The 20,671-nt window shown below is 56.2% G+C and carries 12 protein-coding genes and 3 tRNA genes; 6 read left to right on the forward strand and 9 right to left on the reverse strand.

The window, feature by feature from the left end; genetic code table 11:
- Window positions 1-47: 47 nt before the first annotated feature.
- The gene (locus AC6I77_RS15205) at window positions 48-965 is read right to left on the reverse strand and encodes a transcriptional regulator GcvA (RefSeq protein ID WP_312543971.1); all 918 of its coding nucleotides are present in this window, start codon (window positions 963-965) and stop codon (window positions 48-50) included.
- A 335-nt stretch (window positions 966-1,300) separates the two neighbouring features.
- The gene (locus AC6I77_RS15210; RefSeq protein WP_003854643.1) at window positions 1,301-1,522 is read right to left on the reverse strand and encodes a YgdI/YgdR family lipoprotein; all 222 of its coding nucleotides are present in this window, start codon (window positions 1,520-1,522) and stop codon (window positions 1,301-1,303) included.
- A gap of 209 nt (window positions 1,523-1,731) precedes the next feature.
- On the opposite strand from AC6I77_RS15210, the gene csdA reads away from it, so the two are divergent.
- Both csdA and csdE read left to right on the forward strand, forming a co-directional pair.
- Complete coding sequence (gene csdA, locus AC6I77_RS15215; RefSeq protein ID WP_192378118.1) at window positions 1,732-2,940, forward strand: cysteine desulfurase CsdA; 1,209 nt, start codon at window positions 1,732-1,734, stop codon at window positions 2,938-2,940.
- A 2-nt stretch (window positions 2,941-2,942) separates the two neighbouring features.
- A complete protein-coding gene (gene csdE / locus AC6I77_RS15220) occupies window positions 2,943-3,398 on the forward strand; it encodes a cysteine desulfurase sulfur acceptor subunit CsdE (protein ID WP_497817093.1) in 456 nt (151 codons plus the stop codon).
- On the opposite strand, the gene tcdA is transcribed toward csdE, so the two are convergent.
- Window positions 3,377-4,189 carry a tRNA cyclic N6-threonylcarbamoyladenosine(37) synthase TcdA gene (tcdA, locus tag AC6I77_RS15225; protein ID WP_003854645.1) on the reverse strand — a complete coding sequence of 271 codons (813 nt, stop codon included), beginning with the start codon at window positions 4,187-4,189 and terminating at the stop codon, window positions 3,377-3,379. The two genes, csdE and tcdA, sit on opposite strands and share 22 nt — an antisense overlap.
- Window positions 4,190-4,237: 48 nt before the next feature.
- On the reverse strand, window positions 4,238-5,386 hold the full coding sequence (gene mltA, locus AC6I77_RS15230; protein WP_497817094.1) for a murein transglycosylase A: 1,149 nt from the start codon (window positions 5,384-5,386) through the stop codon (window positions 4,238-4,240).
- Window positions 5,387-5,589: 203 nt separating this feature from the next.
- Here mltA and AC6I77_RS15235 point away from each other — a divergent pair.
- The 3 genes from AC6I77_RS15235 to AC6I77_RS15245 all read left to right on the forward strand — a co-directional run bounded on the left by AC6I77_RS15235 (window position 5,590) and on the right by AC6I77_RS15245 (window position 5,939).
- Window positions 5,590-5,666: transfer RNA gene (locus AC6I77_RS15235), tRNA-Met, on the forward strand.
- A gap of 65 nt (window positions 5,667-5,731) precedes the next feature.
- Window positions 5,732-5,808, forward strand: a tRNA-Met gene (locus AC6I77_RS15240).
- A gap of 54 nt (window positions 5,809-5,862) precedes the next feature.
- Window positions 5,863-5,939: transfer RNA gene (locus tag AC6I77_RS15245), tRNA-Met, on the forward strand.
- Between the two features lie 111 nt (window positions 5,940-6,050).
- On the opposite strand, the gene amiC is transcribed toward AC6I77_RS15245, so the two are convergent.
- Complete coding sequence (gene amiC, locus AC6I77_RS15250; RefSeq protein WP_003853935.1) at window positions 6,051-7,295, reverse strand: N-acetylmuramoyl-L-alanine amidase AmiC; 1,245 nt, start codon at window positions 7,293-7,295, stop codon at window positions 6,051-6,053.
- 232 nt (window positions 7,296-7,527) lie between these two features.
- Here amiC and argA point away from each other — a divergent pair, with 232 nt between their 5' ends.
- A complete protein-coding gene (gene argA / locus AC6I77_RS15255; RefSeq protein ID WP_003853937.1) occupies window positions 7,528-8,856 on the forward strand; it encodes an amino-acid N-acetyltransferase in 1,329 nt (442 codons plus the stop codon).
- Between the two features lie 49 nt (window positions 8,857-8,905).
- Here the strand turns inward: argA and recD are convergent, their stop codons facing one another.
- From recD to recC, 4 genes are all read right to left on the reverse strand, one after another.
- Complete coding sequence (gene recD, locus AC6I77_RS15260; RefSeq protein WP_497817095.1) at window positions 8,906-10,747, reverse strand: exodeoxyribonuclease V subunit alpha; 1,842 nt, start codon at window positions 10,745-10,747, stop codon at window positions 8,906-8,908.
- Window positions 10,744-14,283 (reverse strand): exodeoxyribonuclease V subunit beta, encoded by a 3,540-nt coding sequence (gene recB / locus AC6I77_RS15265; RefSeq protein WP_078804923.1) that lies wholly within the window; start codon window positions 14,281-14,283, stop codon window positions 10,744-10,746. Before recB ends, recD begins: the two co-directional genes overlap by 4 nt.
- Window positions 14,280-17,171 (reverse strand): pitrilysin, encoded by a 2,892-nt coding sequence (ptrA, locus tag AC6I77_RS15270; protein ID WP_497817096.1) that lies wholly within the window; start codon window positions 17,169-17,171, stop codon window positions 14,280-14,282. Before ptrA ends, recB begins: the two co-directional genes overlap by 4 nt.
- A 106-nt stretch (window positions 17,172-17,277) precedes the next feature.
- Window positions 17,278-20,655 carry an exodeoxyribonuclease V subunit gamma gene (gene recC / locus AC6I77_RS15275; protein WP_497817097.1) on the reverse strand — a complete coding sequence of 1,126 codons (3,378 nt, stop codon included), beginning with the start codon at window positions 20,653-20,655 and terminating at the stop codon, window positions 17,278-17,280.
- Window positions 20,656-20,671 lie beyond the last annotated feature (16 nt).

Raw genomic sequence — 20,671 nt, forward strand, 5'->3', positions numbered from 1 at the left:
CTGACCCTCAGGGTGCTTTTGCATCTGAATGCAAATAAATCAATACGTTATTGTTGATAGCGAAAGCGGAATTTTTCTTGTTCGGTTGCAGCTTTTTCCAGAATCCACTGTCGGAAGGCGGCTATTTTACCCAGTTCTGCCTGACTGTCATGACAAACCAGATAAAAAGCGTTTTTACTGACTAATACATCATTAAATGGGCAGATTAATCGTCCGGCTTCTATTTCACTCTGCGCCATAACATTGTTGGCCAGCGCCACGCCCTGACCATGAATCGCCGCCTGCAGAACCATCGCGCTGTGGCTGAAAATTGGCCCCTGCTGCACATTAATATGCTGCAGGCCCAGCTGCCGGATATAGGATTGCCAGTCGCGGCGGGAGGCATCATGCAGCAGGGTAAAACGCGACAGATCCATCGGCGTTTTCAGCGGATTATCCCCGGTCATCAGTGACGGCGAGCAGACCGGCAACAGATATTCGGCATAGAGTTTTTCCACCCGCAGTCCGGGCCAGTTGCCCCGCCCGTAAAAAATCGCCACATCGACATCGTCTGCCAGTTTCTCTTCGTCACGGTCAACCGCCTGGATGCGCACGTCAATTCCCGGATAAGCCATATTAAAGCTGGAGAGGCGGGGAACCAGCCACTGAATGGCAAAGCTTGGCAGTAAACTGACCGTCAGCGCCCCCTTGGCACTGCGGGCCTGCAATTTGCGCGTCGCTTCGTTTATCGCCGAGAAAATCTCTTTGATGTCGAGATAGTAGCTTTGTCCTTCCTCGGTCAGTAACAGCGAACGATTCCTCCGGCGAAACAGCTTTAACCCCAGAAAATCTTCCAGAGATTTTATCTGATGGCTTACAGCAGCCTGGGTGACAAACAGCTCTTCAGCCGCTTTGGTAAAGCTTAAATAGCGTGCAGCTGCATCAAAAACACGCAGTGCGTTAAGAGGAGGAAGGCGTTTCGACATGGTTTTCCGTATCCGGATCGGCGAAAAATACGCAGGCTAATACAAACCGTTTACGTATTAGAATTTTTAATCCGAGGCATTATAATTTGTCCGTTGAGGAACCTCCAGCAAATACCTATAGTTGCCACACTTCCTGAGCCGGAACGAAAAGTTTTTAGATTTGTGAGTGAGTTCGCAGATTTTCTGAAAGCTTTTGGCTTGTGGTCGTGATGTTGTGTTTGCAAATTTTTGATCCGACGATTGCGGATCGAGCGCTTAATTCCTGTAGATTTACCCTGTCTGTCCATAGTGATTTTTAAATAGCACCGCAAATTGCGGTGCTTTTTTTTTGCTACTTACTTTGACTCGACCATTTCTTTGACGTCTGAGCGGTTAATCTGCTGCTCGTTGCCATTCGCATCTTTATAGCTGATCATGCCGGTATCATTATCAACTTTAGGCTTGCCGGCAGCCACGATAGTGCGGCCATCGTTGGTATGCATCACGTAATTACTTGAACAGGCACTCAGTGTAAAAGCAAGAGTACACACGGCCAGAACTGCGGTAAGTTTTTTCATCTGCTATCTCCTTGTAGATTGATTGCATCAAACCACCCGCGCTACGCTAACCAGAGGCAGCCGATAAGTGAGATCGACTATTAAACGTCCACTCGTTATGCGGGTTTGGTTCAAACCTTGCAATATTCAGCATAACGCGCTTTTCCAGCTTTGCCAGACGCAGACCATTCTTTCAGTGTGGTCCTAATTTTTCTTATCATGGACCCGGCATGATCCCATTTAACCCTAGCGACTTTCGCCAGCAGTTTCCCGCGCTCGCCGACGCCGGCGTTTATCTCGATAGCGCCGCGACCACGCTGAAGCCGCAGGCCGTCATTGACAGTACACAGCAGTTTTACAGCCTCAGCGCAGGGACGGTTCATCGCAGCCAGTTTGCCGCTGCGCAGGCCTTAACCCATCGCTATGAACAGGCGCGTCATCAGGTTGCCCGCTGGCTGAATGCCGCAGACGATCGTGAGATTGTCTGGACGCGCGGCACCACCGAAGCGATAAACCTGGTGGCGAACAGCTGGCTGCGCCCGCGCCTGCAGCCCGGCGATGAGATTGTGGTGAGTGAGGCTGAACACCACGCCAACCTGGTCCCCTGGCTGATGGCTGCGCAGGCATGCGGTGCCCACGTCATAAAATGGCCGTTAGGGCCAGATCGCCTGCCCGATATCAGCCTGTTACCCAACCTGCTCAACAACCGCACCCGCCTGCTGGCTATAGGCCAGATGTCGAACGTCACCGGAGGATGTCCCGATCTCGCCAGAGCGATTCCGCTGGCACACGCCGTGGGTGCGAAAGTGATGGTCGATGGCGCGCAGGGGGTGGTGCATTGCCCGCCTGACGTACAGGCGCTGGATATCGACTTTTACGCTTTTTCCGGCCATAAGATTTACGGCCCGATGGGCATTGGCGCGTTATATGGCAAAGCGGACCTGCTGGAAGCGATGTCACCCTGGCAGGGTGGCGGAAAAATGATAACGGATGTCGATTTCAGTGGCTTCACACCACAGCCAGTGCCCTGGCGTTTTGAGGCAGGTACTCCGAATGTGGCGGGCGTAGTGGGCCTGAGTGCAGCACTGAGCTGGCTGGCGCAGTACGATCTGGCCGAAGCGGAGCGCTGGAGTCAGCATCTGGCGACACTGGCGGAGGAGCAGCTGGCAGAATTGCCTGGCTTCCGCAGCTTCCGCAGTGGCAACGCCAGCCTGCTGGCCTTTGAATTTGCTGGCCTGCATCACAGCGATCTGGTGACGCTGCTGGCTGAGCAGGGAATCGCTCTGCGCGCTGGCCAGCATTGTGCGCAGCCGTTGCTGGCAGCGCTGGGCGTCAGCGGCACGCTGCGGGCTTCTTTTGCACCCTATAATAGTTTGCAGGATGTTGATGCGCTGGTGCGCGCCATGAAAGGTGCCATCTCGCTGTTATCGGAGTTTTGATTATGTGTTCACCGCTGTTAGCGCCACACCCGTTTGGCGAACAGATTACTGTTGCCAGCCTGAAAGAGAGCTTTGGCCGCTTTCATCAATGGGAGGATCGTTATCGTCAGCTGATTCAGCTGAGCCGACAGTTACCTGGGTTGCCGGAGGAACTGAAAACCGCAGAAATTGAACTCAGCGGGTGTGAAAATCGGGTCTGGCTGGGCAGCCAGTTATGCGAGGATGGCACGCTGCATTTCTATGGTGACAGTGAAGGACGGATTGTGCGCGGCCTGCTGGCCGTGCTGCTGACTGCGGTTGAGGGCCAGACGCCACAACAGTTACTGGCCAGCGATCCCTTAACGCTGTTTGACGAACTGGGCCTGCGCGCCCAGCTCAGCGCTTCCCGCAGCAGCGGCCTGCAGGCGCTGGCTACCGCCGTGGAGCACGCCGCGCGTCAGGCGCTGACGGCATCCTGACGAACAGCGCGCGCCAGAAACTTCTTCAGCGCATGTGAAACGGCAACAAAGCCGAACGTAGCGGTAACCATGGTTGCCGCGCCAAAGCCGGATGTGCAATCCATCCGCTTCGGACCTTCCGCCGTGCTGCGTGAAGCACAGACGCTGCCATCTGCCTGCGGATAAACCAGCGCTTCAGTTGAAAAAACACAGTCGATGCCGAGTTTACCTTTGCTGTTTTTCACCACGCCCAGGCTTTTCAATCGTTCGCGCAGCTTCGCCGCCAGGGGATCCTGAATGGTTTTCGCCAGATCGGCGACCTGAATTTGCGTCGGATCAATCTGCCCACCCGCACCACCGGTGGTGATTAACGGGATCTTATTCCGGCGACACCAGGCGATCAGCGCCGCTTTAGGCCGCACGCTGTCGATAGCGTCGATCACGTAGTCAAAACCGGCAGCCATCAGTTCAGCAGTGTTCTCCGGCGTAATAAAGTCATCTATGCAGATCACTTCGCAGTCAGGATTGATCGCACGCAGCCGCTCTGCCATCACGTCCGTTTTGGCTTTGCCCACGTTGCCCTGAAGCGCATGAAGCTGCCGGTTGGTGTTGGTGATACAGACATCATCCATATCAATCAGGGTAATTTTACCAATCCCGGTGCGCACCAGTGCTTCCGCCGCCCAGGAACCGACGCCGCCAATACCGATGACGCAGAAGTGTGCGTCAGCAAAACGTTGCAGCGCATTCTGACCATAGAGACGCGCCGTGCCGCCAAAGCGCTGATGCCAGGCGTCGTTTAACACTTTCATAGTTGAACCTGTTACGTCGTGCGGGCCCGAAGGCCCGCAGAGAAGAAATTAGTTAGCGCCGAGAAGCAGTGAACCATTATTACCGTTTTGCGTGCCGGAGAACAGCGGCTGTCCGGCACCCGGTGCAGCTTTGAGTACCCAGACGCGGCCATAGTGATTATAGAAGCCGGCGAGATGCGCAGCGTCCGGGCCGATACCCTGATAGATATCAAAGTGCTGGCCTTTAATCGCGCCACCCACGTCGAGTGCGACCATCAGGCGCATCTCATATTTGCCGTTGAATTTGCCCTTCTCATTTAACTGCGGCACTTCAGCCAGCAGTACGGTGCCCGCCGGAATAATTGAGCGGTCAGAGGCAACCGAGGCTTTTGCTACCAGCGGAACGGCGCTGGCTCCACGCACCGGCGTAAACGGTTCAGCTTTAAAGAAGACAAACGATGGGTTGGTTTCCAGCAGTGCGCGAACTTCCTGCGGTGAGTGCTCCTGCGCCCACTGGCGAATGGCCTGCATCGACATATCTTCGCGTTTCACTTCGCCGCGATCGATCAGCTCTTTACCAATACTGTGGTAGCCCCAGCCATTTTTACCGGCGTAACCGAAGAAGGTCATCGGGCGGCCATCGCCAAAGTCGACATAACCACTGCCCTGCACATCCATCATGAAGTTATCAATCAGCGAGTTGCTGTAGGCAATGACATAGCGGTCATCGAGTCCGCCACTATAGATAGAAGCGCGGCTCGGTAATTTTTCTCCGCGTTTGCGCGGCGGCATGCGGTAGATCGGATACTGGAACTCACCCTGACGGGTGTAGCGCGCTTCCACGACCGGCGTGTAGTAACCCGTGAACTGCACGTTACCGTAGTTGTCCGTGCCCTCCATCTGCCAGGCGTTCAGGCCATACTGACGAAGCTGTCGGGTATCGGCTCCCGCCATAAGCCAGCTTTCAATTGCACTATAGGTGCCGTTCTGACGACTATAAAGGGCAGATGAGGCGGACTGAATCTGGCGCACCTGATCGCCAAAGTCTTTACCATTAACTGGCGCACCTTTGGCATTGGGCTGATTTACCAGCGCCAGCGGCTGTTCCAGTTTGCCATCTTTATATTGCTGACCGCGATCGGTCGGTTTAGAGCTACAGGCCGCCAGCAGCGTAATTAACGCGCCAGTGAGTGCATACTTCGCCCAATGTGATTTCATTATCTTCTCTTTTTATAACTGTTCGCCCCGCGACGATAGCAAAGCCCCCGACAGAATGAAATGCATCCGCTTTGACCTGGTGCATATCAGTTCAATAATTAATCAGATGGTTGAATCCTTCAGCAACTGGCTGTTAATTTGGCTTTTATCTTCAAAAAGGGGTTGCATGAATTAGCGCGGAGAGTATAGTGCGCTTCCACGGACGCGGGGTGGAGCAGCCTGGTAGCTCGTCGGGCTCATAACCCGAAGGTCGTCGGTTCAAATCCGGCCCCCGCAACCAATACTTCTGCAGCAGTTTTACAGAAGTCACAGTGTGAGAAGTAAAAGTAATAGAAGCAATACGGACGCGGGGTGGAGCAGCCTGGTAGCTCGTCGGGCTCATAACCCGAAGGTCGTCGGTTCAAATCCGGCCCCCGCAACCAATACTTCTGCAGTTGTTTTACAGAAGTCACAATGTGAAAAAAGTATGATACGGACGCGGGGTGGAGCAGCCTGGTAGCTCGTCGGGCTCATAACCCGAAGGTCGTCGGTTCAAATCCGGCCCCCGCAACCAATCATTTAAACACCTGAAAGGGTGTTTTTTTGTTTCTGACGTTCCTGAAACCTCGTTAGTCTCTCTCCTGCCCTGAAAAGTGCACGGATAGCCGTAACTACCCGCAAACCGTTACCGATGGGCCAGCGCCGCCCCACTCTTCACATAAGCCTTAATGCCGTCCAGAATCGCCTCCGCAACCTGATGCTGATAGCGGGTGGTTCGCAACTTACGCTCCTCTTCCACATTACTGATAAACGCGGTCTCGACCAGAATAGACGGGATATCCGGGGCTTTCAGCACCGCAAATCCAGCCTGATCCACGGTACGTTTGTGCAGATGATTGATGCGCCCCATGCGATGCAGCACCTCTTTGCCAAACTTCAGGCTGTCATGAATCGTCTGGCGCTGCACCATATCGAACATGGTGTGATCAAGATAGCGGTCGCCGCTTTTGCTGACGCCACCAATCAGATCGGATTCATTCTGGGTCTGCGCCAGGAAACGGGCTGCCGCCGAGGTCGCACCGCTGGTTGATAAGGCAAACACTGACGAGCCGCGAGCTGCACGGCTGGTAAAGGCATCCGCATGGATCGAGACAAAAAGATCAGCGCGCTGTTTTCGGGCTTTCGCAACCCTGACGCGCAGCGGAATAAAGACATCTTCATTACGCGTCATATAGGCTTTCATATTGGACTCTTTGTCGATCAGCGCTTTGAGCCGCCGTCCAATCTTCAGCACAATATCCTTCTCGCGGGTCTTATATTTGCCGTGCGCACCCGGATCTTCCCCGCCGTGACCGGGATCGATCATGATAATGATCGGACGATCGCGCCCCGCTTTACCTGGCAAGGGTGCCTGCACGCCTTCATCTTTCTCCAGATCACCCTGGTTATAGTCTTTCAGCAGGGCCAGAAGAGGATCATCTTCTATCGGGTTCTGACTCGGATAGAGGTCGACCACCAGCCGGTGATTGATCCCGGCGACCGGCGAAAGGTTAAAAATCTTTGGCGCAACGTTGCGCTTTAACTCCAGAACGACGCGCACTGTATTGCTGTCGAACTGGCCGACCCGGGCATTTTTAATAAAAGGATCGTCGACCCGTACCTGCTTATCCACCCCTTTCAGGGCCGAATTGAGATGCAGGCCCTGAATATCTATTACGAGCCGTTCGGGATTGCTCAGCGCAAACTGCTTGTATTTCAGCGCGACGTTTGACTCCAGCGTCATCCGCGAGTAAGTGGATGAGGGCCAGATACGCACCGCCACAATGTGGTTTTTTGCCGCCAGTCCTGTGCGGCTGACGCTTAACAGCAGTAAGGCGCCCGTCCCCTGTAAAAATCGTCTGCGTGAAAAATGGGAATTAACGTCTGACATGCCGCTCCAGCTGCTGTGTTATGTCTAAAAAAGCGCCAGTTAATAAAATGGCGGCGAAAACTTTATCCAATCCGTAGCATGATGTCACCCCGGAAACCCTAAATAATGCAGGCTGTTAGCGGCTTTGACACCCATAAAAACGTAAATTTTCGTCAGGATTAAGACTTGCAAAACCGGGCGTAAAAGCATAAAAATACAAAAAATACGAATAAACATTCACTGAGGGTTGGCCGTGAAGGAACGTAGTACCGAACTGGTTCAGGGTTTTCGCCATACCGTTCCCTATATCAATGCCCACCGGGGTAAAACCTTTGTCATCATGCTGGGTGGCGAAGCGATTGAGCATGAGAACTTCTCTGGCATCGTTAATGACATCGGCCTGCTGCACAGCCTGGGCATCCGCCTGGTGGTGGTTTATGGTGCCCGGCCGCAGATTGATGCCAGCCTGGCGCAGCAGCAGCTGGAGCCGGTTTATCATAAATTTACCCGGGTAACCGACGCGCAATCGCTGGAGCTGGTCAAGCAGGCCGCAGGCCGGCTGCAGCTGGATATCACTGCCCGCCTCTCTATGAGTCTCAACAACACCCCGCTGCAGGGCGCACATATCAATGTGGTCAGCGGCAACTTCATTATTTCACAGCCGCTGGGCGTGGATGATGGCGTGGATTACTGCCATAGCGGGCGTATCCGTCGTATCGATGAAGAGGCGATTCATCGCCAGCTGGATAACGATGCCATTGTGCTGATGGGCCCGGTGGCGGTGTCTGTTACGGGCGAGAGCTTCAACCTCACCTCGGAAGAAGTGGCCACGCAGCTGGCGATTAAGCTGAAAGCGGAAAAAATGATCGGCTTCTGCTCTGAGCAAGGCGTCCTGAATAGCGAAGGTGAAATTATCTCTGAGCTGTTCCCGAATGACGCGCAGGCCCGTATCGACGAGATTGAAAAGGAAGGCGATTATCTTTCCGGCACGGTTCGCTTTCTGCGTGGCGCGGTGAAAGCCTGCCGAAGTGGTGTGCGCCGCAGCCATTTAATCAGCTATCAGGAAGATGGCGCACTGTTGCAGGAACTCTTCTCACGCGACGGTATCGGCACGCAGATCGTTATGGAGTCGGCAGAGCAGATCCGCCGCGCCAATATCAACGATATCGGCGGCATTCTCGAACTGATCCGGCCGCTGGAGCAACAGGGCATTCTGGTGCGTCGCTCTCGCGAGCAACTGGAAATGGAGATCGATAAGTTCACGATTATTCAGCGCGACAATCTGACCATCGCCTGTGCCGCACTCTATCCGTTTATGGATGAGAAGATTGGCGAGATGGCCTGTGTGGCGGTTCATCCTGATTATCGCAGCTCCTCACGCGGAGAGATGCTGTTGCAGCGCGTGGCGTTGCAGGCAAAGCAGATGGGACTGGAAAAGCTGTTTGTGTTGACCACGCGCAGTATCCACTGGTTCCAGGAGCGCGGCTTTACGCCGGTTGATATTGAGTCACTGCCCGAAAGTAAAAAAGAGATGTATAACTATCAGCGCCGTTCAAAAGTGCTGATGGCCGACCTCACCTGATTTACCGCAGAAGGGACAATCACCCACATCGTGATCTGTCCCTCTCTTCTCAGCGCGTTTCCGCCAGTCGCTCTACCAGACCGCTGCGCCGCTGCGTTTGCTGCTGCACGGCACGCTGAAACACGCCAGGTTCACTGTAAATAGTCAGTTGTTTACGCGCACGGGTAATCGCGGTATAGACCAGTTCACGGGTCAGAACCGGCAGAAACTGCGTGGGCATCACCAGCGCGGTGTGATCAAACTCCGACCCCTGCGATTTATGCACCGTCATCACCCAGGCGGTTTCATGCGAAGGCAACCGGCTAGGCTGAATTGCCTTGATCGACCCATCGGGTAGCGGGAAAAAGACTTTCAGGTTGCCCCCTTCATCCCGCAGCGTAATGCCGATATCGCCATTAAACAGGCCGAGTGCGCTGTCGTTTCGGGTAATCATCACCGGACGACCTTCATACCAGCGGCTACCCATGCCAGGACGCCGGATGCGCTGCAGTTGCATCAGTCGCTGCTCAATACGCTGGTTCAGACCCTGAACGCCAAAGGGTCCGTCACGTAACGCGCACAACAGCTGATAACGACCAAAAGCGGTTATGATCTCAGCGGGTGGTGCGTGCTGCCTGATGAGCTGCAGGAAGGGCTGGTAGCCCTGTGCGACTTCGTCCAGCATCCCCTGATAGGCTTCTGCGCTGTTCAGCGGCTGGTAACTGACATCTTTATGGGCCGCTGCAAACACCGCTCTGACCTGGTCGGCATCACCCTGATTAATCGCTTTTGCCAGCTGGCCGATGCCGGATGCGGCGTCAAACCGATAACTCTTTTGCAGCAGGCAGATGCTGTCGCGCACTGCCGGTGCCTGCGCATCATCACTGCCCTGTAACGTGCAGCCGGTCAGCAGGGCGAGCTGTTCTGCCCGCGCCAGGCTATAGCCGCTTTCCGTGCAGCGGCAGATATCGCCCAGCACCGCACCGGCTTCAACAGAGGCCAGCTGATCGCGATCGCCCAGAAACACCACGCGGGCATGGGCAGGCAGCGCGGCGATCAGTTTTGCCATCATTGAGAGATCGACCATCGACGCTTCATCGACAACCAGCACATCCAGATGCAGCGGATTACCGGCATGGTAGCGTAGCCGCTGGGTATCCGGCTGAGCGCCCAGCAGGCGATGCAGCGTAGTGGCTTCGGCAGGAAAACGCTGCCGTTCTTCGTCGCTGACGGCCAGATCCTGCAGTGCCCTGCCCAGCGACTCGGTCAGCCGCGCGGCGGCTTTGCCCGTCGGTGCCGCCAGCTGGATGCGCAGCGCGCCCGGATTCAGGCGAATCAGGGCGGCGAGCAGTTTCGCTACGGTGGTGGTTTTGCCGGTGCCTGGCCCGCCGGAAATGACTGCTGTTTTGCGGGTCAGCGCCACTGCTGCAGCAATTTTCTGCCAGTTCTCTGGCTGGTCGTCAAACAGGCTGTTAAGGACATCTCCTGCGGCACGGATATCAAACGCGGTTTTCACTTCATGGGCAGCAAAAAAATCGACAACGCGGCCTTCGCTTTGCCAAAGCCGATGCAGATATAAACGCTGGTTGCTGAGCACCAGTGGTGTCACCCGGCTGCCATCACTCACCGCCGGCCAGTCAGCGAAGTGTGATAACCAGTCATCCGGCGCGCCAGCAGCCTGCCAGATCGCCTGGGCCAGCGCAGGCTGACGTCCGGCAAACAGGTGCGCTTCACAGAGATTGCTCAGCGGAAAACAGACGTGCCCTTCACCTGCCTCAGCGCTGACGCAGGCGGCAGCGAGCAGCCGCGCAGGCTGTGATTCCGGCACCACGAGTTGTGCAAACTGAATATCGAGCGGGCGCAGGAGACGCTTCTCTACTGCCTGCTGCAGCAGACTCAGCATGTCACTCATAACACCTCTCCGGTTTCACCAAACAGTGCATCGATCGCTTCCACAAAGGCTTCGTCAGGTCGGGTGGCAAAAATGCCGTTGTCCGGCGAGCTGCCGTCCATCCCGCGTAAAAACAGATAAAAGACGCCGCCAAAATGTTGCTCATAGTGGTAGTCCGGCAGGCGATGTTGCAGATAGCGATGCAGCGCCAGCGTATAGAGCTGGTATTGCAGATCATAACGGTGGCCGATCATGGCCTGCGCCATCGCCTCGGGTGTGTAAGCGGCATGGCTATCGCCCAGCCAGTTCGATTTGTAATCGAGCAGATAATATTTTCCCTGCCAGCGGAATACCAGATCGATAAAACCCTTGAGCATGCCGCGCACCTGACGAAAATCCAGCGGGGCGGCCTGCAGAGAGAGGCTGTCGTGCTGGCGCAGCAGATCGTCAAGATCGGCCGCCGTCAGCAGATTGTTGATCGGCAAATAGAACTCCATTTCGATCAGTCGTTCGCTGCTTTTAATTGCCGATAGCGTCAGCCCTTCCGCGTTAAGCGGCGTATGCAATACCCGCTCAATCCACTGTTCCAGGACCGGTAACCAGTCTGACGGATAGCCATTATGCTGCAGCTGATCCTCCAGCCAGACGCGATCCGGCAGTTCGGTAAAGTCGATCGACTCAAACAAACCGTGCAGGAAGGTGCCCGGCGCCGCACCGCGCGGAAAATGGTGCGGTGTCAATGCAGCCTCTTCACCACTCTCGTCCTCGCCCGCCGCATCAATATCGAAGTTTGGCAATGCATCAAGAAGTGACGAGCTGTGATGCTGTTGCAGGCCGGAATAGCTGGTGACCCGCCAGGCATCCGCCAGTGCGCGGGTCACGTCGCGACTGCTCAATACCTCATTGCCGTGCTCAGCGTCCTGCCACCTTTCTCCCGGCATCAGATCGGCTTCAACCAGCGCAATCCCCTCACCGGTCAGCGCATTCAGTTTCTGGCTGAGCTGCTGCGCATCCGCCGCCTCACCCTGCTGCACCAGATACCCGAGCGCGCTTTTGTGCAGATCGCTTTCGCCCTCTTTTTTTCGCGTGCCTTTAATCAGCGGTGCAATGCCGACGCTGCAGTGATAGATTGAGCGGGTCAGCGCCACATAGAGCAGACGCAAATCTTCCGCCAGACGCTCCTCTTCGGCTAACGCCAGACTCTGTGCATCGCCCTGCACATCAAGCAGCGCCATGAAGTTGTCACGATCGTGATAAAGCGCGCTGGCCGCCTCGCGGAATCCGGCAGCAAACGGCAGCCATACCAGGGGATACTGCAGCCCTTTCGATTTGTGGATGGTGACGATTTGCACCAGATGGCGGTCGCTTTCCAGACGCAGCTGCTGGCTGGCGGCCTGGCTGTTTGGTCGGGCAATCTGCTGCGCCAGAAAACGCACCAGGGCGTGAGGACTCTCCAGCTGTACTGAAGCTTCCTGCAGCAGTTCACCCAGATGCATCAGGTCCGTCAGGCGACGTTCCCCGTTCTCCGAGGCCAGCATATTTTCCGCCAGCTGCCGCTTGATCATGACATCACGCAGCATCGGTAACACGCCGCGCTGGTGCCACAACTGCTGCCAGACGGCAAACTGCTCCACCAGCGCATCCCACTCGCGTTCATTCTGTGTCAGCGCATCCAGCGTCGCGGCATCAATAGCAAAAATAGAGGTGGCCAGTGCGCTACGCAGCAGCCGTTCCTGTTCAGGAGCCTGAATCGCCTGAAGTAACCAGAGTAATTCGCGCGCTTCCGGCGTGGTGTAAACGCTGTCCCGGCTGGAGAGATAGACCGAGGGAATTGACAACGCATTCAGCGCGTCGCGGATCAAACCGGCCTCATTGCGACTGCGCACCAGCACGGTAATATCAGAAGCCCGCACTGGCTGTAGCGCGTCGCCTTTGCCCAGGCAGGCACGTCCCTGCTGTCCGGCCACCAGCCAGCGGCTGATATCCGCCGCACACTGTTGCGCCATAAACTGCTGGTAATCGCTGTTGCCGACGCCCTCACCGGGCTGCAGCCAGAACCGTAACGCCGGTTGCTGCTGCTCGTCAAAAATCAGCTTCAGTGACTGGTTGGGCGCAGCGGGCATTACCGGCTGAAAGGGGATCGCCGAAAACAGAAAAGGCGAATCGATCTGAGAAAAGAGGCGATTGACGCTCTCGACCATCTCAGGTGAAGAACGCCAGTTAGTATCAAGTGTGTAGTGAGCACTGACTTCGTTTCTGGCCCGCAAGTAGGTAAAAATATCCGCACCGCGAAACGCATAGATGGCCTGCTTGGGGTCACCGATCAGAAACAGTGCCTGTTCTGGCTGATTAATGTAGAGCGTACGGAAGATGCGATACTGCTGTGGATCGGTATCCTGAAATTCATCAATCAGTGCCACCGGGAAACGCGCCCGGATAGTTTCAGCCAGCAACACGCCGCCCGGCTGCTGCAACGCTTCATCCAGCTTACTGAGCAGGTCATCGAAACCTAACAGCGCACGTAACCGTTTCTCGCGCTGAACTGTGGCTCGTACATCGGTCAGCGCCTGCGCAATGATCACATCCCGCAGCGACAGCGGTTCTGCCAGAAACTGATCAACAGCCTCAAACAGCGAATGGCGCGGTGCTTCACCCTTTTTCGTTTTCTCATCAAGCACCTGCTGTCCAAAACGCTCCAGCTCTTTAGGCAACTGATAATCACGCGTTTCGCTGCTGGCCCACTGCGTGACGCGGGCGACCCAGTTGGGCAGGTGTTTACTGCTATAGCTACGCTTATCAACGCCAGATGCGCTGATCATCCCTTCAACATCGGCGCTCAGCGCCTGCCACTGCTGCTTCATGGCGTTGATGCGCGCCAGATTGCGGGCGTGACGTGACGCCAGATCCTCATCGGCAGCGGGCGGCCGTTTGAGCACTGGCGACTCACCCTGTAGCCAGGGGCGCAGTGTCGTCAGCAGGCTGTCGGGTCCGCTCCACTCTGCGGCGATAATCCGTGCCACATCCAGACTGAGTGGATAGCACTGACGCCGCCAGAAATCGGCAGTGGACTGCTTGAGCAGTGCCTGTTCATCTTCTATCAACTCCTGCTCGAATAGCATGCCCGATTCAAACGCGTTGAGATTCAGCATTCGCTGACAGAAGCCGTGAATGGTGAAGATGGCGGCTTCATCCATCTGGCGTTCGGCCGCCAGCAGCTGCGCAGCGGCCTGACTCAGATCGGGCATCTGCGCCAGCAGCAACTGGTGCATCGGATTGCGGCTTTCGCCGCGAATACAGGCCAGCCGCAGCTGATGAATATTTTCGCGGATGCGGCCGCGTAACTCCGCCGTCGCGGCCTCGGTGAAGGTCACCACTAAAATTTCTTCTACCGAGAGTGGCCGGCTATACGCGTTTTCGCCGCCCAGCCCCAGCAGCAGGCGCAGATAGAGCAGACCAATGGTAAAGGTTTTTCCGGTGCCTGCTGATGCCTCAATCAGCCGCTCGCCTCTGAGCGGCAGCGTTAAGGGATTCAGCGATACGGGCGGTAACTGCGTCATTGGGTCTCACTCTTAACCGGCAGCGACTGCTGCAGTTTCGCCAGTTCTTTCCAGGTTTTCCAGCCAGGCTGGCGGGCAAATTCAACCTTGCCGTTGCCGGTGCCGGCAATCTGTGACGTCATCACCATGCCCTTGTGTTCGATCACCGCCTGCCGGAAAAAGTCAGCCAGGCTGGCCGGGGTTAACCGCGCCACCTGCTCGGCCATTTTTTGCCGGGTGTTAAACAGATCATTCTGTCGATCAAAGTCGCGGCTATAACGGTCCGCTTCCTCAAAGAGCGTCTGAGGACGCTGCTGCAAATCATTGATCATCGCTTGCTGATACTGAACAAAGTCTGCCTGACTCATGCTGCGAAGACGCTTTTCTGCCTGCGGATAGAAGGCCTGATAGCGCTGCAATAGCCAGCCCGGTTGCTTGCTATTACTCTGCAGCAGGAAACCGATGCCCCACTGACGGCCCACTGGCATCTGGAAGGCAAAGACGGCATAACCGAGCTGTTCTTTGGTGCGCAACTGATTGTAGAACCAGGGCTGCACAATCTGACTCAGCATAGAACTGTGCGCCATGCTCTGATATTCGCTGTATCCCAGTGGAACATAGAGCGCGGCAAGGGCGGAGTCAGTGCTGCTGCCCTGCTGTTGCAGGTTGGCTTTCAGCGGTTTTTTAATGGCCACATACTGGCTGTGCCAGTCGCGGGTCGCATTACTCTGCACCTGCTGTTTAAGCTCATGTCCCAGCTGCGTCACGCTGTCAGCACTGAGATTACCCACCACCAGCATCTCCGGGGTCGCGTCGCGGAACAGCGAGTCGCGATAGGTCGTTACATCCTTCAGTGTGAGCGTGCTCACCAGCTTGCGACGGGTTTCGCGCTGGGTATAAGGCAACTGTGAGAGCAACTGCATCGGCTGAATCGCCTGTTCAAACGCCTTGCCTTTCTCCGCCGCGTCCAGCCGCTCCAGATACCAGGATTTAGCCTGCGCCAGCTGCTGTTCTGTCGGCTGGAAGGTGGCATAACCTTCTACCAGTTTCTTCAGCAGCGTCGGCAGGCGCTGAGTAAAGCCACTGGCGCTGAACACCAGCCCGTCATCCTCACCAGTTGAGAAGCTGATGCCGCCCACCGAGGCCTGTGAGTTTAACGTGTCCAGTGCCAGACTTGAGAGGTAGTCATTGAGGCCAAACAGCACCTGCTGACGGGCATCGCTGATAGCATGCCGGTTACGTAACGCGAGGGTTATGGCCGCTTTGGGCTCGCTGGCATAATAGCGGCTGGGCATCCAGTAAATGCGCATACTATCTTCGTTATCCAGCTTCACCGGATGCTGATACGTTTTACCGTCTGATGGCAACAGGGTGAAGTCATCCGGGATATAGGGGTTCAGCACCGGCATCGCCAGCGAAATCTGACTGGCGCGCTGCTGCCAGTCGGCAAACGTTTGTGGCGTGATCTTCTCAACCTGATAAGGCGCTTCCACAAAATAGGCGGTTTTATTGTGCGGCTCCTGCGGACTGATGTACCAGATTCGCGCATGCTGCGGGGTCATCTCTTCAAGCCGGGATTTGATCGCCGCGGCATCGTACTGATCCGCCAGATAAGGTGCATCCAGCGTATCTTCCACCGGCACGCGCAGCATGGTATCAACCAGCCATTCAATATAATCCATATCGCGGGTAATAGAGGGGTAGCGGAAGTCGAGTGCCAGCACGTGTGAAACTTCGTCGAAATAACGCTTATCATCGCCCTGCTGACGCAGCAGATTGATGTAGCTGAAGATCGCCGCCACCACTTCATCACGCTGTGCCAGGCCTTTATCCGTGAGTGAGACGGTAATAGCAAACACGCCGCTATTACGCTCGGTCATTGGGTCCGCGCCTGCATTCACTCCATCGGCCAGTCCCTGTTTTTGCAGCCAGTCGGTGAGCGTGTTTTTACTGCGATTACTGATTAAGTAGCTAATCAGCGTGTCGGTTTTACTGCGGAAGCGATCGCTGTTGTTGGCAATGCGGAACTCAATTTTAAGCTGCTTGCGCGGCTGTGCAGGAACGTAATGAATAATGACGCCCTGCTGGGCATCGGTCACCACCGGCACCGTAATGTCTGGCACGCTGGCATTATGATTTTGTACCCGCCCAAAGGTTTTAGCTGCAATTGACGCCATTTCCGGCAGCGGTTTATTGCTGTAGATCACCGCCTTCATCAGGTTGGCGGAGTAATGAGTATGGTAAAAATCGAGCAGCGCCTGGTGCAGTTTGCTGCCGGGTTTATCTTTCAGGGTTTCAAGATTGCCGCCCGAGAAACGTGATGCCGGATGTGCCGGGTTCAGGGTTTCAGCACCGACCTGTGCCATACGCAGGCCATCACGCGAGCGGGCCATGGTCAGCTCCGCATTCACAGCATGGCGCTCACGGTCGGCATTAACCGGATCCAGCAGCGGCTCGGCCACGGCATCCGCCAGGCGATCCACCGCAGGCTCCAGCGAATCGTTTTCCACTTCCAGATAAAAAGCGGTGCGGTAAGAGGCCGTGCTGGCGTTGTGGCTGCCGCCATGCTTTTTCAGGAATTCAGCCAGATTGTCGGGTTGCGGATAATGTTTTGAGCCCATCAGCACCATATGCTCAAGGTAGTGCGCCAGCCCCGCCTGCTGATCGGGATCGTCCAGCGATCCTATCGGCAGCGTCAGCGCCGCCAGCGATTTCGGCGCCACAGGATCGGAAACCAGTAATACCGTCATCCCGTTGTCCAGCCGGATAGCCTGATAATGACGAGGATCCTGTTCACTTTTGTGAATGGTGTCGTTAACTGGCTGCCAGCCTGAAGATGTCTGCGCCTGTGCCGTGCAAGCCACCAGGCTTAACATTAGCGCCGCTATCCAGCGTGCGTGTACCCGCATGTAAACCCCTTTCATTTCCCGATAAGCCGCCAATATCGGACGCGGCGGCTCAAAGCAGAGCAAAATTGCTGTGTAATGAATCAGTTAGCAAAACGCTTTCTGATGGCTATTCATCATCCTGATGTGCAGCCAGCACCGGTAAATACCAGCGCTGTGCCGCCTCAGTTATCTGTTGTAATTGTGGCACATCCAGTACCCGGCAAAGACGTTGCAGATAGGGATCGCTGCCTTCACCCTCAACCTGATAGTTGCCAGACCAGGCCGTCAGCAGGCGATTGCGCGCCTTGAGCTGAGTCGCCTCATCAGTCAGCAACTGCTGACTTTTTTTGTCGTAGCTGGCGGTGAGCCATGCGCCGCCGCTCCTGTTAAGCAGCATCAGCGGCTGACGCATACCGGAAAGATAGCCAGCGACATACTCATTCAGGGCAGCGATCGCCTCTTGTTGCGATACGGCAAGGAAACACCAGCGGCTTTGCTGCCGGCCAAACATCCGGCTGCTGCCGGTGCCTCCAAGCGCGCAGTAAACCAGGTGCTCCAGCCAGAGCAGCAGTCCGTCGTTTATATTGAGCACGCCAGGTCGCCAGCGCAGTAATCCATCACCCTGCACCTGTGTCAGCCAGCCGGTTAAGCTGACCTGCTCAAGTTGCAGATTCACTTCCCAGCTCTCGCCGTCGCTGCGTTGCGTCACGACTTCTGCCGCCACTTCCTGCATCTCATCACGCTGCGCCTGCCAGAACAGCTCACCGAAGGCGCCATAAGGCAGATTGCCGGCCGCACGATGGTATGTATAGAGCCGCTGCGTATCCTCGCCTTCGACCAGAGCATTCAGCAATTGTGCGTTGATCTGATAACGTTCCAGGTTGTCGAGCGCAAACGGCTCGCTGTCGGGCAGTTCGTCCTCCTCCAGCCAGAAGCTCACGCCAAGCCGCTGATGAAACCAGGCACGCACCGGATGCCGCCAGAAGCGCAGAAGCGCCTCCAGTGTCAGCGCATCCGTTACCGGCGCCTCAAGTGGCTGAACAAAATCGGGCTGGGGCTGCCCCATCCCCTGCGCGGCAGGCAGCCATTCACGCGCGAAACTCTGCATTCTGGCCGCCGGCTTAAAGTTCTCCGCAGCAAAGGGCATCCGGCTGTGCAGGTGCTGCAAATGCATCCGCACCCGTTCAGCACTCTCATCCAGCTCAAGGTGCCCATCACCGTCCAGATAAAAACTTTGTCCGATGTACTCCAGTAATTCTGTGACCAGCACCGAAGGGTAGCGTTCCGTATTATCCTGAATCGCCCGGCCGATATAGCTGATATAGAGCTGCCGCTGTGCCGAAATCATCGCTTCCAGGAAGAGGTAGCGGTCATCATCGCGGCGACTGCGATCGCCTTTGCGGGACTGTTGCTGCATCAGATCAAAGCCTAATGGCGCCAGGGTGCGCGGATAGACGCCGTCATTCATGCCCAGCAAACAGACCAGCTGAAAAGGGATGGAGCGCATCGGCATCAGGGTACAGAAGTTAATCTGTCCTGCCAGGAATCGCTGGCTGATGCGTTGCTGATCAAGCCGGCTACGCAGATCATCGCGCAACAGCGCCACCGGAATCGCCTCTTTAAACCGTGCATCCATGCCATATTCAATCAATTGCTGCCACTGCTCTTCCACCAGCAGCAAGGCGGCCTCGGTTTCTGCATCGGGGCTGAAAAAGGCGTTCAGCAGTTCCCGGCACAGGGGCAGCCAGGCCGCCAGTGGCCGCGGTTCAGCCAGCCGCTGTCGCCAGTGATTAAGCCGGGAGAGCAGCTCTGCCAGATGGCCCGCCAGTTCGCCTGCCAGACCACCCGACTCGTCATAAGGCAGAATCCCCTCCCAGTCTCCATTGTGGCTCTCCATCGCATAGCCCAGCAGCATACGCTGCAGGCCAAAACGCCAGGTGTGCTGCCCGGTGACAGGAAGTGAAAGGGCTTCAACACTGGCATCATCCAGCCCCCAGCGCACACCCGATTCGCTGACCCAGCGCCGCAGTAAGCGCAGACCGCTTTCATCAATGGCGAAGTGGGAGGCCAGCGCCGGAACATCCAGCAGCGCCAGTACATCCTCTGAGACAAAACGGCTGTCCGGCAGTGCTAACAGATGAAGAAACGCGACAATGGCAGGATGCGCCTGACTGGCACGGCGATCTGAAATGGCAAACGGCAGATAGCGATCGGCAGGTGCGTTGGCGAACACAGCCTGAATAAACGGGGCGTAGGCGTCGATATCCGCCACCATGACGATGATGTCACGCGCTTTCAGCGTCGGATCGGCCTCCATCATCGCCAGCAGATGATCCTGCAATACTTCAACTTCACGCTGCGCACTGTGACAGACCTGCACCGCAATTGAGCGATCCGCCGGATCCAGGCAGCGCTTCTGATCGCTGTGCGCCAGTTCCGCCGCATTCAAGCCGATAACGGCGTTATCCTGCAGATTGAGAAGATCGTGCTGCATGCAGTGCAGCAGGTTGTCTGGCTCGACATCCACAAACGCATCGATATCGTCGTTAGAGTCCATCTGACTGAGCAGAAACAGGTTATCGCGCCCCAGCTTGCCCCATGAGGCGAGCAACGGATTGGTCAGCTGCTGTTCACCCGCGTCGTTAAACAGCGCGGGTGCCTGCTCTGCATCCCGGAAGAGTCCGCGAGATTCATCAGCACCATGACGCCGGCGCTGACGGCTTTGCAGTTTTGCCAGAAACGCATAGTCCTGAATGTCGCCCCAGTAATCGCGGCAGGGATTGGTGAACAGCAGATGGATGTCGATGTGCCGTCCCAGCGCCTGCAACGCCTGCAGGTAAACCGGCGGCAGCGCAGAGATGCCACAGATGAAGACGCGTTTGGGCAGATTTTCCGGCGTGCTTTTCGCCTGCTCAAGCGTCTGGATAAATCGTGAATAGAGGTTGGCACGGTGCCATTCAGGCTGCCCCAGCGCCTGGGTATAACTCACCAGATCGCGCCACAGTGCGGCCTGCCAGCGCTGCGCCTCGCCCAGCCCCTCAATGGTTTCGCCACGCTCCCAGCTATTGAGCCAGTCGGCGCGATAGACCAGATACTGGTCGAACAGATCGGCTACGCGGGCGCTGAGCTGAAACAGCTTTCGCTTATCCCCGTCGTCATGGAGATAGTGGCGTAAAGAGGTGAACTCTTCCTGCTCCAGCATCACCGGCAGCCGGTGCATCAGCTTCCAGCCCATGCTGGCCTTACTGAAGGCACTTTCAACCGGAACATCAGGCAGAACGCGGACGAACATCTCCCAGATAAAACTGGCAGGCAGCGGGAATTCGATATTGGCCGCAATACCAAAGGTTTGCGCCAGCTCCATTTGCAGCCACTGCGCCATCCCCGGGCTCTGCACCAGCACCATTTCTGAGGCGAAAGGATCATCAAGAGGATCATGTTTAATCACCGCAGCCGCCAGAATTTTCAGAACATCAAGCTGATTTGAGTGATAAACGTGAAACATGAAAACTCCTGTGATA

The sequence above is a fragment of the Pantoea sp. X-Soil-ISGK-259 genome (assembly GCF_059730705.1).

Coding starts and splice junctions, on each gene's coding strand:
- AC6I77_RS15205 (WP_312543971.1), bottom strand. CDS start 965: ATGTCGAAACGCCTTCCTCCTCTTAACGCACTGCGTGTTTTTGATGCA.
- AC6I77_RS15210 (WP_003854643.1), bottom strand. CDS start 1,522: ATGAAAAAACTTACCGCAGTTCTGGCCGTGTGTACTCTTGCTTTTACA.
- csdA (WP_192378118.1), top strand. CDS start 1,732: ATGATCCCATTTAACCCTAGCGACTTTCGCCAGCAGTTTCCCGCGCTC.
- csdE (WP_497817093.1), top strand. CDS start 2,943: ATGTGTTCACCGCTGTTAGCGCCACACCCGTTTGGCGAACAGATTACT.
- tcdA (WP_003854645.1), bottom strand. CDS start 4,189: ATGAAAGTGTTAAACGACGCCTGGCATCAGCGCTTTGGCGGCACGGCG.
- mltA (WP_497817094.1), bottom strand. CDS start 5,386: ATGAAATCACATTGGGCGAAGTATGCACTCACTGGCGCGTTAATTACG.
- amiC (WP_003853935.1), bottom strand. CDS start 7,295: ATGTCAGACGTTAATTCCCATTTTTCACGCAGACGATTTTTACAGGGG.
- recD (WP_497817095.1), bottom strand. CDS start 10,747: ATGAGTGACATGCTGAGTCTGCTGCAGCAGGCAGTAGAGAAGCGTCTC.
- recB (WP_078804923.1), bottom strand. CDS start 14,283: ATGACGCAGTTACCGCCCGTATCGCTGAATCCCTTAACGCTGCCGCTC.
- ptrA (WP_497817096.1), bottom strand. CDS start 17,171: ATGCGGGTACACGCACGCTGGATAGCGGCGCTAATGTTAAGCCTGGTG.
- recC (WP_497817097.1), bottom strand. CDS start 20,655: ATGTTTCACGTTTATCACTCAAATCAGCTTGATGTTCTGAAAATTCTG.